A 13,270-nucleotide genomic window follows, 5' to 3' on the forward strand; every position below is an offset into this window, starting at 1 on the left:
TGATAGCACAACCGATATTAACTCTCTTTCTGATGAGTATGTCGCTAATATGTTATTAAAAGTCAGTAATAGACCGACAAGTAATTTTATGCAAATGATTCGGATTATCCATCCTAGAAAGACCACTAGTAACCGCAAGGGATGGTGGAAAGAATTATATGCAAACTTTAATCCGAAGTATGTTCAAATGGCTGTTACAATTCTTCGCACCTACTATAACTTTTTATTTAGGAATGAAAACAAAGGGAAAGGAGAAATTAACTCCAGCTCAACAACTTGGTTTAACAAACGATTTTCGATTAATGATATTTTATATTTCAAATAAAAATCACCCTCAAAAAAAGGGTGATTTTTAAATAATTTAATACCTTGCTTTATTAGGTAATGTATATTATAAATAAATAAAGAGGTGTAAAAATTGGAAATTAACAAAGAGGTTTTAAGGGCATATTGATACATTAATCCTCTCGTTATTACATAGCAAAGATATGTATGGATATGAAATAGCAAAATTGACTCGTGAAAAAAGTGAAGACCAATTTGAACTAAAAGAAGGTACACTTTATTTGTCATTAAAGAGATTAGAAAATAACAAATGGATTTCTTCTTACTGGGGTGATGAACAAGGACTAGGCGGAAGAAGAAAATATTATAAACTTACATCATTAGGTGAAGAGGGCTTTGAAGAAAAGCGTAAGGAAAAGTAATCTGAGTGTTTTTTTGTCAAAAGCTTCCCTTTAGTTTCATAACAAGAAGTTAAGTCATTTCGTCTATTCAATCTCCACCCTGATTTTGTATGATTTGAGAACCTTATACCATCACTATACTAACATATAACCCCACTTTTTTTGAACTTTATTGAACTAACCTGCCCCTTTAGTTGAAGAAGAACCTTTTCTTCTATTGCACATTTTTTCGGAATACATCTCAAATTCCTAACAGTTCGTATTAACAATAAGAAAATAAAAAGTTCAAGATCGAAACTTAACGACATTATTGTACGTATATTATAAATAGTCTGAAATCAAAAAGGAGCCTAGCTATGAAACATTTATCAATTTATGTTTTTATCTTTAACTTACTTTTTTATGGACTAACCATTTTTAATATCGATCTTGTTCCAGGTATAGTATGGCGAAGCGTATTAATTACAGGACCTATAATAGGGGTTATCTTAGCTTTGTTGTATTCTAAAGGAAAATTGAAAGTAATAGGATTATCTGGAAATTTATCCATTTTTGTCATTGCCATACTTTTGCCGTATATTGTTACAACATTTATTTGGAACCGACCATAGCAAGTGCACTTCTGCAGAGCCAATATCTAAGAGATGTGCTTAGATATTGGCTCATTTAATCTGAAATTCATTAATTATTCTGCTAAGTTTTTTGTTATCTGTGTTGCGCCGTATGTTCTAATTGTCTATTATCCTTCAATTTCAATTTTCTCTAATTCCAAGTGTTGAACAGTTTTATTCTATTCGTCATACTTATAGCTGCATTTATACATATACAAATACTGCTTTTTTTATGAAATCGAAGTAATTCTCTAGATAGAAATTGACTTATCACTTAGATTGTATTGCATCTTAGTCTGTAGCTAAATAATCACTATTGCGGATTCTTCAATTTTTCACTAATGCGACATAAAAACAATGGAATTTATCAAATTTCTTATTGAACTAAACTGCACCGTTAGTTCAATAACGGCTGTGCTACATCTCCCACTTGATGCCAAGTTCTGCAAATGATATTCTGCTTTCGTTAAGACCTTCCTCATCGTCTGATTGAATCATTTTTATTTCACTATCCTTCAATATAATTTCACCAGAAGGGTTACTTATTTTTCTCTCAAAGATGGAGTAAAGCAAATTTATTTGAGAATCGGACATATCGTAGTATTCTTTCCATTCATTTATTGCTGTTTCAATATCTTTAGTTTGACTTTCGATAAGAAAACCTCCGTTTTCAATAAAGTCCTCAAAACTATCGTTTGAATATGTCCCAACATCGCCTTCCCAAAAGGCAGTAGTAATGACTGGGACTGTATCTCCATTAAGTTCATCTAACAAATATTGAAGGGTTTCGTTAACAGCTAACTGATTTACTTCCTTGGGAGCACCGTTAAAATAATCCAAAGCATCTATATACTCTCGTTCACTAAATTCGTTTCGGAAGGTACCTACAACGTAGTTGGGATTGAAGGTTATTGTCCCACGAGCACCTGAACTATCCTGAACGTTGTAATTAATGTCATCCCAGGAATGTTCATTTGACAATTCGGGATAGTGAGCGACCATAATAGCGTGGGCTATTGAAGCCAAAATGCATCCTCCCCAAAGGTGTTCCCTTTGCCAATTTAGCTTTTTCATAAATTTAATTCCCTTCATTTAACTTTCGAATTTATCATTATTAATTCGACGACGATTTCCAATTAACCTTCTTCAACTAACCGCCCCGTTAGTACAATAAGAAAAAAGAACTGTCTAAAACAGCTTAATGTTCTTCAAGTAAAGCACCCGTTAGCCCTCCATGAAGCGCGAAAATAATCTCTTCACCACAGAAAATGAAAGATGATTAAGTTCTTTCATGGGAGTTGAACAAGAAAAGTGAAGCTTATTCAACTAAAGCCCCTGTAATTGAAGTATAGGAACGATTAAAAAATGCAAGTTTAAAGTGTCTAATATACAGGTTTTTATTCAGTAGCGGAATGGGTACGTTATTTATTTTAAGAAAATTTTTCTTTACTGAGAATACAATTTCGAAAAAAATAATTGGAACTCCCGAATATTATTTTTTATACTAGCTCTAGAATAAAAGTGATAAATATAGTTATCTTTCTCCCAATGTACCATCCAGCTTTTATATTTGGTATTTTGTCGACACAAAATAATTTCATTAACTGGGATGTGTAAAATCGATCCACTTACTTTTTTGATATTCCAACTCTGCCTAGTTCCAATTTTATGACCTGTAAACTGAGGAAGCGAATCTGATAATTCTCTAGGGGCAATCCATAGCCAAAATCCGTTTGTAAAGTCTTCTTGAGAACGATATAAAAAATGATACTCTGAACCAGATTCATATTCTTTATAACCTATTGAATCTAAAAAAAATTCATTATGATTTTTAGGAGTCTTAATTCCTAGGCTTTCTTCAATTCGTATTTTCTTGTTAGCCTCGTACCAAGCTACACGAGAAACTTCGTCATCGGTATCCCATTTGGATTTGTTATAACGAGCGGTGTAACTACAGGTAGTAAAAGACTGTTCACCTATTATGCGAATTGAATCGTTATCAACTGCTTTTAAACTTTCTAATACCATTAAAATTTCTTTTTCATCAAAAGTCCCCTCTATTACAGAGAGTTCAATATTAGTGAACCATCTACAAAAACAAGCCGCTTGATTACCTTTGTAATCGATACCAATAAAACCGACTACACCTTCTATTTCAAAAGACTTCCCTTGATGTATTAAATTCGTATCTGCTGTAATTACAGGTATCGCCCAATCATAAAAAAATTGTTTAATGCGAAGGGCTTTTCCTTTACTATGTATTTCAAAACGAATTGAAGAACGTTGCTTATTTGTTTCTTTTTTTAACGTAATATTTTTAAGGATATATGATTCAGGTAATGTAGGCATTAATATTACAAAATTCGTATATTTTTGAGCTACTTTTATTTCATCAATTAAAAGTTCGTTAATCACTTAAATCCCCCCTCATCCAATTTTCACATAAAGAAAACACATAATAAATCATTCATAAGTCCAATATTGACAGTGCCATCCCACTTAACTTCCCAGAATGTCGTTTTGTAACATTGAATAAAATGATATTATTCCACAATCTGGCCCGATTATTGAACACGAGTTAAACAACACTCTTAAACTAACCTGCACCGTTAGTTCAATAAAAAAGAGCTGCATATGTAACTCAATGATCTTCAAGTAAAGCAGCACCCAGTTAGTTTAATAAGAAAAGCAAATCTAATAAAGAATAGTACATACTTATGATACGGTTCACCTTAATGTAGTTAGTTTCCATTTTCTATATATTGATTCATCGCTATTTTCACCCAGACAACGTATAATAAGAGAAGCGGAAGAAGAATTCATTTTTCCTCTAGTTAAAAAAAGAGGTGCAATTACTTGAAACAGTTTGAAACAGCATTACCTGAGCAGTATGAAACATTAAAAAAACAGGCCAATTATACGTCTAGCTGGCGAGAGCGTTTAGACGCAGTCGAAATGTTATCGGCTTATCAACATGACAAAATCATAGATTTATTAAAAAATCGTATGCAGCATGATACTGTCAACAAGGTGCAATTAGCAGCCTATGAAGCACTCGCGGCGTTTGGTGAGGACGTAGAGAAGCCATCACCTGCACGTTTTGATATTATCAAAGGCACAGACAAAATTTTCCTGCGGGTGAAAAAGAGCTTGCCGAAGGACCATACAGTGGCAGACTTTGCGGATAAACTAAAACGAATGCGTTTAGATGTCTTTGATGCGTATGAAGGCGACAAAGGTGTAGAATTTATGAACTGGTTAGAGGAACGTTGGGCAAAACTATAATCAGTAGTTTTGCGATTTATGAAGGAAAGTCATTCTCTCCGCTTGTGGAGGGAATGGCTTTTTCTTATCTTACGCTGCGGATCATCGAAACTAATATTAAATTGTATTACTTCTTTTCTTTGTTCATCTATCTTTATTGTTTAATGATAGAACAAACACCTTATTAAACTAACCTGCTCCGTTAGCACAATAAGTTCAACAAAAAAGGGTTAAAACTTCTAAGACCGACGCCTTCGAAAGATTAATCTACTTCAATTTTTCAATTGATGTTAGGGATATTTTTTCTGTTAATCCCAAATTATCTGTTTCAGCTTCTAACTTTTTTTCATCAAATGGACCAAAAACTTGATGATTATTTACATCAATAATCCAATATGAAATTTCTTTATTAGAAAGCTTTTCAGGTGGCTTTTCATAACCGTTTTCATCAACCACTAATACTATTTGTTTAGTAACTATATAATCTTTGTTCCACCAAACATCTGTCACTTTAGCTGGAACATACAAATAATTTACAATTGTTTCATCATCAGATTGTACAGGCTTATCACCATAGATTGCGATCTGGTGAGCTGATAGTCGGTCAATTCGATATCCGTTTTCTAAATCGATTGTATAATCAGTCATCCCAGCACAGCCAGTTAAAAATAAACATAGCAATATTAGCATTACTTTTTTTATCAGAATCACACCCCTCTCAAATATGTAACGACATATTAGACAATGGGTTTCTTTTCCACCTCGAACTATACTCCTTAGTTGAGTAGCAATAATATTTTAGAAAAGGGGCTGTCCAAAAAGAGAATTTTTAAGCAAAAATGAATAAACAACGAAAGGCAAAAACGTTGATTTTACAGCGTTTCTGCCTTTTCCATTTCATATGATTTTAGTCAAAAAGCGACTTATGAGACTGCACCATCTCTAAATTAATATGTCCGTACCATTGGCGGTGTATAATTTGCGATATATTGTTCGATTTCGATGAATGAGTTGGAAAACTTCATTGCTTTTTTATCTGCTTCAGTTAAAAAACCGTTTGTTACCATATCATCATAAAAATCTTTTAATTTATCATAGTAGCCACCTACATTGAATAAAATACATGGATTTTGGTGTTGTCCAATTCTTGCCCATGAAATTACCTCGGAGATTTCTTCTAGAGTTCCAGGTCCCCCAGGTAGTGCAATATAGCAGTTCCCTAATTCAATCATTTTATTTTTACGTTCAGACATGGAATGAACAACTTCTAAACGAGTTAAATTAGGATGACTTAGCTCTCGGTCCATTAAAAATGTTGGAATAATGCCGATTACTTTACCGTTATGTAATAAAACTTCATCTGCAATCACACCCATTAGACCTGCTTTTCCTCCGCCATATACTAGAGTATGACCATTTTCGGCAATCCATTTTCCAAGTGATCTAGCTGCCTCTTCGTATAAATCCTTGTTACCTAGACTTGCACCACAATAAACTGAAATATTCAAATTTCATTCCTCCTCTATGTTTTTATTATAGAAGTATAAAGAGTGATTTTCATTAAAGAAGGTTAAATAAAAATTAGATAACCCTATTTATAATTGGCTTATTACCATTTCACCTGATAAGAGTACTTATAAGCGTCCATTTTTTCTAACAGCTTCTTTGGGTCGGTATCTACAATTATCAAATCCCTGTATGTTTCTTTCATAAACCCTTCTTGAATTGTATGATCTATCATGGACAATAGCGGATCATAAAATCCATGAACATTTAATAATCCGCATGGTTTTTGATGATAACTTAGTTGTGCCCAAGTAAAAACTTCAAACCACTCTTCTAAAGTTCCTGCACCTCCAGGAAGAGCAATGAAACCATCCGATAGAGATGCCATTTTTGCTTTTCTTTCGTGCATAGTAGCTACGACATGTAGTTCTGTAAGTCCTTCGTGTGCAATTTCAATATCTTTTAATTTTTGAGGAATAACTCCTATTACATCCCCTCCATTTTCCAAAGTTGAATTAGCTATAGCCCCCATACAACCTACTTGAGCGCCTCCGTAAATTAATGTTCTGTCTTGTGAAGCTAAATCTCTTCCCAGTTCATTAGCTGCTTCTAAATAAAAGGCATTTTTCCCCTCACTTGAACCACAAAATACGGTTATATTTTTTATTTTCATTATTGGACCCCCTGTCTCGATTTCAATTTTTTATTAAATACAGAAATAAAAAATTCCTGATTACGAAGGAGTACAAGATTTGTACTTTCTTCGTAATCAGGAATTACGGTTCCTGGTAGAAACCTCCAAACCATATCATTGGAGTTATACGAAACTTCATTAAATTCATAGTTGCTTTTTAAAACATAACAAAAAATAGTTTAAGTTGTCAATATAGTGTCCAACACCGGAAAATCCTTTAATTATTGTAAAAGCATACTGCATATGCAACTCAATGATCTTCAAGTAAAGCTCCCCGTTAGTGCAATAAAAATTCTATTTTAATGCCTTATCTTTCAGTTTCGTAATCATTAATGATTACGTTTATAATATTACATTGTTCATCTGCGACTGCTTTGTTAGATTGTTTATTATAGTCGTAGGTTATTAAAGCCTTCCATAAAGCCCAACCTCTTGCTCTGTTCCAAGTTTCCTCATCAAAATTCAATGCATTCTTAAATGTCTTTCTGCTTTTATCATCAAAAAATGTCCAAGCCATTGCAGCATCGCAAGAAGGGTCTCCTACTCCCAATATCCCAAAATCAATAACCGCACGTAATTTACCATTTTTAATTAATATATTTCCTGGGGCTATGTCACCGTGGACCCAAACTGGTTCACCAGCCCACTTTGAAGTCAATGCTAATTCCCAAATTTCCTCCAATATATGTTTATTAAAAGTAGTTACATTATTATTAATGGCATCTCTACACTCATCATCGTATACAACAATATCACCGCCTCTATAAAAATTATGTTCCCCAGCTATGGGACCTTCACTGGCGTCAATAGATTGTAATTCAACTAAAAATCCCCCCAATTCATTCGCAAATTGATTTGGATCATCTATATTTTCGATAGTTACTATCTCTCCATCAAGCCATTTGTTGACTGACCAAGGATGTGGGTAATCCCCACTTGGTTCTCCTTTAGCTAATGGTTCAGATATTGGTGTAGAAAGATACTTGGCTAAAATGGGTAACCATTTCTGTTCTTTTTCAACTTGGGGTACATAAACTTCATCACTTGATAATCTAACGCTCATACTATTGCCTAAGTGAAAGGTTTTATTATCATTTCCACTTTTTTTTACAGGCTTAATTTCCAAATTAGACCACTCTGGAAATTGGCTATTTATTAACTTTGATACTAAATCTACGTCGATTTTTATCATTTAATTTCTCCCTTTAAATTAATTATATTTATTGTACCATTCACTTACTACTACAAGGACTTCTTATTCCACTATCCTACACCGTTAGTTCAATAAAGTTAATACTCTTATTCACCAAAATCATCATAAGGATTAGCGTACAAATCTACATCAAATTCAGCTTCAATACTTGAAGCAAATTTTATGATGTCTTTATCCAGATATAAAGCAGGGGTATTTCCCCTTTCTATTTTAATTACAATAAAGAATTTACACTCCAAGGAATAAGCCTCTTTTATTTCGTTAATTATTGATGACTTATTTTGTAGCATACCATTTGTTTTAGTTGGTCATTTACATCAAGTGAAAATTGGTAGCCTGTTCCTAAATCCCAACTTGTCTCTTTTCTAATAACTGTCGAACGGTTTGGAATTAAATCGCCTTTTTTATAGGTGTCGGTTGGTGTAACTTCTAACTTTTCTGTTACATCATCTATTGGTAAGTCATCTCCAAACAAGCTGAAATAAATCTTTACTTGTGTCTTATTCAAGTGTAATATCGCCTCCCATTAAGCCTCTTTTTAATAATTATAATATCCTCCTTCTTCAACTAACCTGCACCGTTAGTTCAATAAAAAAGAGCTGCATATGCAACTAAATGATCTTCAAGTAAAGCTCCCCGTTAGTTATACAAACAGACATACACAATAATTGCATATTATATAAATGATGTGACAATAAGTAATTATCTCTTACCTTTTAGTTCTAAAAGTATAGGTGTTATATTTAGTAAAATGGAATTAATTGTCAAAAACCATACTACCTTTTCCATACCAGGTACTACATCCAGTAAAGCTGCCCAATCTTCCACTTTTACCCACCCAGATATAAGACTGTGTACTGAACAAAGTGTTAATGCTGTAAATGATAATCCTATCGCCATAGCAAGCTTATAATCCTTTCCTGCTACATACATATAAAGATTTATAAGAGTTGCTACTATTGCAATAATCCCTAATATTATCCACATAACTATACCTCCATATATTTTTATTTATGTCGTGTAATAATACTAATGTGCATTAGTTTTCAATACGCAAATATTCAGAAGGATTTCTCATGACAAAATGTTTTTCAATAGACATTAAGACTTCATCATTTCCGGGTAATGAAACCATGGCAATTGCCTCTTTAAACGATAACCATTTATATTCGCTGTGTTCGTAATTTAATGTGACTTCTTGTTGTTCTTCAACATATCCAACAAATACAGGTGCAACATAAATATAATTTTCTTTTGGTGAATATATTTGATCAAATTTATTAGTAGTATATAATAAAACCTTTGTAATACCAGTTTCTTCTTTGACCTCTCTTACAGCAGATTCCCAAGCCAATTCTCCTTCCTCGATACCTCCGCCAATATAACACCAAACATTATGTAAAACAGATGTAGACCTTTTCAATAACAGTACTTTATACTCGTTTTCAATCTTTTTTAATAAAACAATTGCAACGCCTGTACACTTTATTGGAACTTCACCATAATCCCCACTCATATACTCACCTCGTAGTGTTTTTCTATAATCCTTAACTTTCCTTTTTTTATTAAATACAATTATTCATAATTTCAATATAGAGAACGAAAATGGGTGGTAAATGTTTCCTTAAAGTGAATGAAAACGTTCCACGAGAATATGGCCCGATTGTTGAACAACAAGTTAAACAACACTATTCAACTAAACTGCACCGTTAGTACAATAAGAAAAAAAGAGCTGTCTAAAACAGCTCAATAATCTTCAAGTAAAGCACTCTTTAGTTTAATAGCATTACTTAAATCACGATCCTTAGTATTCTATAATCAATTAATCCTCATCATAAAAATTATCTACAGATTCTTGTAAATAATCTAATAGATAATCGCTGAAGTTTTCATAAGTAATGGCATACAGTTCCTTTGAAAAACGACTCCAAAAGACAACAGGGCACTCGCCATCTTTCATTTGATTGGTATCTAAGCATCTCACAGAACCATCGATATCTTCTAAAACAATATACTGTAATGGTAGGTCATACTTCTCCCTATACAATTTCGTGTGGTAAACAACGGAAGAATCCGCGGCAGGTTCCTTACAACCATATGTATATATTCCAGCAAGTCCGCCGCTACCATACTGTTTTAAAAACCAATGATAACTCTTCGGGAATGTAATGTTTAGTATTTGTGCAGCTTCTCGAATCGTATCTTCACTTACCCCTCCCATAAAATCGCCATCTTTTTCATATGTGGAAATGATTGAAATAATCTTGTCATTCATCTTTTTATTTCCCTTCTAAATGTTCTTGCACTATCACTTTTCAATAGTTTTTCTAAAATTATTATACTGTTTTATTCCGATAAAACAATCTGGCCCGATTGTTGAACACAAGTTAAACAACGCTATTCAATTAACCTGCCCCGTTAGCCATCCATGTAGCGCAAAAACCAGCGCTACACCACAGAAAATGAAAGATGATTAAGTTCTTTCATGGGAGTTTAAGTGTAATTATTCACAAGCTAATATCTTTTAGTTGATTTTTAATTCCTAGAAAAGAAATCTATTGTTCTTCTTCATATTTTTTTAGAAAAGCAAAAATAACCTCTTAAGGGCAAGACCCAAAGAGGTTAAATAAATTTGTTGTCTGTTTTTATTGAGTGTCTTCGTCACCTTTGTACTCCAAAATATCACCTGGCTGACATTCCAAAGTCTTACATATCGCTTCTAATGTTGAAAAACGAACCGCTTTTGCTTTCCCATTTTTCAGAATAGAAAGATTCGCCATAGTAATTCCAACCCTTTCCGAAAGCTCCGTTACGCTCATTTTTCGTTTTGCTAACATCACATCAATATTAATAATAATTGTCATACCATCCACCTCAGACCGTCAAATCATTTTCTGATTTTATATTAATCGCTTCTTGTAGAAGCCGTTGGAGGATAGCAGCAAAAACGGCGATAATCAACGAAGCAAAAATGATGATGAGTCCCATTATTCCAATAGGAGGGTCAACTTTCTTTGCTATAAAATGGAAGAGTGGCAAACCTAATACATACAAACCACTGATTATAATCGCACAGCACTTTATGTTCTTTAACGCCTTTACAGATAATTCCGAGAACGCTGTGTTCTCGTCAATGTACCGTAAAAGATTAAAAGCCTGATAGAGAGCAAAGTAAAAAGACACAGCCGATCCATACATCACGATGAAAATGAGATATTTCATTGGAGAAATATTTGGATACAATTTTGATGCGAAATTCGCCATATGGGGTACTAAAAATATACATAAAGCAAGAACTGCAATTCCAGCCAGAAAAATAATTACCTTTAAGAAAGTTGTTGAACCTCGTTTAACATTCATATTAAGCACCTCACTTATTTAATAACATTATAAATTTAACACAAATTTTATCGTTTTGCGATAAATACATATTGTTTTTAATTATATTATTATTGTTATTTATATATCCTTTTAATTTTGACATTCATTAAAATATTCACAATAAAAAACTCGACCCATAACTAATGGATCGAGTTATAAATTTGTTTTTATTTATTCGACTTTCATTTATATAGTTGAATTTCAGTACAAAGGTTACAACGAATAAAATTACAATGGTTCCGATTAAAGTGATTTTACCCTTTTTCATTATAGACACTTCCTTTTTTACATTGAATATATGACTACGTAAAGGATTTAAACACTTAATCTATTCAACTATTCTGCCCCGTTAGCCATCCATGTAGCGCAAAAACCAGCGCTACACCACAGAAAATGAAAGATGATTAAGTTCTTTCATGGGAGTTGAATAACTTAATAATCAGTTGTTTGGAATAGCATACCATATTTCCAAATGTTAGAGTTGAAAGGTGTAAGCTTATAAAGCAAGGTATGTTGAGATTGTGGTAGCACATCATTAAGCTAATGTGCATTGTTAAGTACCTCAGAACAGCGCTCAGACAGTTCGAATATCAGTTAGACATACACTTGGTTGCCTAGATTGCTCTCAGGTCGGTTCTCAGAGCTTTTTTCCAGCTTATGAACGTGGAATCAAGAGCAGAAGGCATAACAAAAGGACTTGGAACTCTTGCCCTAATTAGTACAATTTAAATTACTTTAGAAATATTTCTCGGCATTTATTTAGTATAATAAGTGAATAATAAAAAAAATATTGAAACTGGAGGAAATTACCATGCCGTTATCAATTTCAAATCTCTACATCTGGAAGCCGTTTTCAATATCACCGCCACCACCGTTTACTCCAGCTGCCCAGTCAGCGCTGAATAAGCTTATATTAAAAACAGATTAAGAATCTGCGAAATATAAGCTGTTTCGTAGATTCGAAGGAGTAAACAATGAAATCTAAAATTCAGTTTATATTATCAATGATCATTTTCGGTACAATTGGTTTAGTTGTTCGATATATTGATCTTTCTTCGAGCGAAAGAGCTTTACTAAGCAGTTTCATAGGATGCTTATTTTTAACATTTATATTCTTGATCATGAAGAAAAAAATTTCATGGAATTCCGTGAAGTTGAATGCTTTAATTTTGTTTTTGTCTGGTATTGCATTAGGTGGGAATTGGGTTTTTCTTTACCAATCCTACGACTATACGACAATTGCTAACGCAACGCTAGGCTACTATTTTGCACCTGTGTTTGTGATGATTCTTTCTCCATTTGTCCTTAAGGAACAATTATCTATTAAAAAAATTGTATGCATTGGTGTAGCTATCATTGGTTTGGTTTTAATTGTTGGTGAAGGCGTAAGTGCATCTAATACAGATGATATTCTTGGACTTTCCTATGGATTAATCGCAGCTGCGTTTTACGCTGCATTATTGCTATTAAATAAATTTGTTAAAGATATGGGAAAGTTAGAGCTGACAATCATTCAGCTAGGAATAACTGCTTTACTGCTCATGCCATACGTTTTCCTTACTGAAGGCTTTGGTTTGTTTGAAGTATCCAGTTCCTCCATTCCGTTTATATTGATTTTAGGAATCGTTAATACAGGGATTGGATTTTGGTTATTCTTCTCTGGTATGGAAAAATTAAAAGGACAAAGTATTGCTATGCTAAGTTATGTAGATCCCTTTGTAGCGATACTGATTTCTGCAATGATACTGCATGAACAGATGACATCGGTTCAAATGCTTGGTGGTGCATTACTTTTAGCCTCTACATTTGTTAGTGAAATTAAATTACTCACATTTTCTAAACAAGAAATAAAAACACCAACTAAATAATGTAATAAACAGTGGGAAACGAACACTTCCCACTGTTTTTATTTTTT

General features: G+C 33.1%; 15 protein-coding genes, 2 pseudogenes and 1 riboswitch. Of the genes and pseudogenes, 5 read left to right on the top strand and 12 right to left on the bottom strand.

The features are described 5' to 3' along the window. Positions 1-158: 158 nt before the first annotated feature. From ACIQZA_RS12480 to ACIQZA_RS12490, 3 genes and pseudogenes are all read left to right on the top strand, one after another. Complete coding sequence (locus ACIQZA_RS12480) at positions 159-356, top strand: hypothetical protein (RefSeq protein WP_402884099.1); 198 nt, start codon at positions 159-161, stop codon at positions 354-356. 62 nt (positions 357-418) lie between these two features. Beyond that, positions 419-707 (top strand): annotated as a pseudogene (locus tag ACIQZA_RS12485) (PadR family transcriptional regulator). Positions 708-1,042: 335 nt separating this feature from the next. Then, positions 1,043-1,297, top strand: a complete 255-nt coding sequence (locus ACIQZA_RS12490; RefSeq protein WP_402884098.1) for a hypothetical protein — start codon at positions 1,043-1,045, stop codon at positions 1,295-1,297. Between the two features lie 417 nt (positions 1,298-1,714). On the opposite strand, the gene ACIQZA_RS12495 is transcribed toward ACIQZA_RS12490, so the two are convergent. After that, complete coding sequence (locus tag ACIQZA_RS12495; protein ID WP_402884096.1) at positions 1,715-2,371, bottom strand: hypothetical protein; 657 nt, start codon at positions 2,369-2,371, stop codon at positions 1,715-1,717. A gap of 372 nt (positions 2,372-2,743) precedes the next feature. Next, positions 2,744-3,712, bottom strand: a complete 969-nt coding sequence (locus tag ACIQZA_RS12500) for a hypothetical protein (protein WP_402884095.1) — start codon at positions 3,710-3,712, stop codon at positions 2,744-2,746. A 441-nt stretch (positions 3,713-4,153) separates the two neighbouring features. Between ACIQZA_RS12500 and ACIQZA_RS12505 the strand changes: the two genes are divergently transcribed. After that, complete coding sequence (locus ACIQZA_RS12505) at positions 4,154-4,582, top strand: HEAT repeat domain-containing protein (protein ID WP_370048166.1); 429 nt, start codon at positions 4,154-4,156, stop codon at positions 4,580-4,582. 246 nt (positions 4,583-4,828) lie between these two features. On the opposite strand, the gene ACIQZA_RS12510 is transcribed toward ACIQZA_RS12505, so the two are convergent. The 10 genes and pseudogenes from ACIQZA_RS12510 to ACIQZA_RS12555 all read right to left on the bottom strand — a co-directional run bounded on the left by ACIQZA_RS12510 (position 4,829) and on the right by ACIQZA_RS12555 (position 11,334). Then, complete coding sequence (locus tag ACIQZA_RS12510) at positions 4,829-5,272, bottom strand: DUF3997 domain-containing protein (RefSeq protein ID WP_402884094.1); 444 nt, start codon at positions 5,270-5,272, stop codon at positions 4,829-4,831. A 236-nt stretch (positions 5,273-5,508) separates the two neighbouring features. Beyond that, positions 5,509-6,069, bottom strand: coding sequence for an LOG family protein (locus ACIQZA_RS12515; RefSeq protein ID WP_142507639.1), 561 nt, complete (start codon positions 6,067-6,069; stop codon positions 5,509-5,511). Positions 6,070-6,170: 101 nt separating this feature from the next. After that, on the bottom strand, positions 6,171-6,734 hold the full coding sequence (locus ACIQZA_RS12520; protein WP_400941272.1) for an LOG family protein: 564 nt from the start codon (positions 6,732-6,734) through the stop codon (positions 6,171-6,173). Positions 6,735-6,813: 79 nt separating this feature from the next. Then, a riboswitch (purine riboswitch) is annotated at positions 6,814-6,912 on the bottom strand. Between the two features lie 156 nt (positions 6,913-7,068). Next, entirely contained in the window at positions 7,069-7,953 is an 885-nt protein-coding gene (locus ACIQZA_RS12525) for an aminoglycoside phosphotransferase family protein (protein ID WP_402884093.1), read from the bottom strand. Between the two features lie 107 nt (positions 7,954-8,060). After that, positions 8,061-8,482 (bottom strand): annotated as a pseudogene (locus ACIQZA_RS12530) (DUF4279 domain-containing protein). A gap of 194 nt (positions 8,483-8,676) precedes the next feature. Further along, positions 8,677-8,961, bottom strand: a complete 285-nt coding sequence (locus ACIQZA_RS12535) for a hypothetical protein (RefSeq protein ID WP_402884091.1) — start codon at positions 8,959-8,961, stop codon at positions 8,677-8,679. Positions 8,962-9,013: 52 nt separating this feature from the next. Continuing rightward, a complete protein-coding gene (locus ACIQZA_RS12540) occupies positions 9,014-9,490 on the bottom strand; it encodes an NUDIX hydrolase (protein WP_402884090.1) in 477 nt (158 codons plus the stop codon). Positions 9,491-9,796: 306 nt separating this feature from the next. After that, the gene (locus tag ACIQZA_RS12545) at positions 9,797-10,249 is read right to left on the bottom strand and encodes an SMI1/KNR4 family protein (RefSeq protein WP_400941256.1); all 453 of its coding nucleotides are present in this window, start codon (positions 10,247-10,249) and stop codon (positions 9,797-9,799) included. A gap of 370 nt (positions 10,250-10,619) precedes the next feature. Further along, positions 10,620-10,838 (bottom strand): helix-turn-helix domain-containing protein, encoded by a 219-nt coding sequence (locus tag ACIQZA_RS12550; protein ID WP_400941254.1) that lies wholly within the window; start codon positions 10,836-10,838, stop codon positions 10,620-10,622. A gap of 10 nt (positions 10,839-10,848) precedes the next feature. Beyond that, a complete protein-coding gene (locus tag ACIQZA_RS12555) occupies positions 10,849-11,334 on the bottom strand; it encodes a DUF2975 domain-containing protein (RefSeq protein WP_400941251.1) in 486 nt (161 codons plus the stop codon). Between the two features lie 995 nt (positions 11,335-12,329). On the opposite strand from ACIQZA_RS12555, the gene ACIQZA_RS12560 reads away from it, so the two are divergent. Beyond that, positions 12,330-13,223, top strand: coding sequence for a DMT family transporter (locus tag ACIQZA_RS12560; protein WP_400941249.1), 894 nt, complete (start codon positions 12,330-12,332; stop codon positions 13,221-13,223). Positions 13,224-13,270: the final 47 nt, after the last annotated feature.

The organism is Lysinibacillus sp. NPDC096382, assembly GCF_044762845.1.
GTDB lineage: Bacteria > Bacillota > Bacilli > Bacillales_A > Planococcaceae > Lysinibacillus.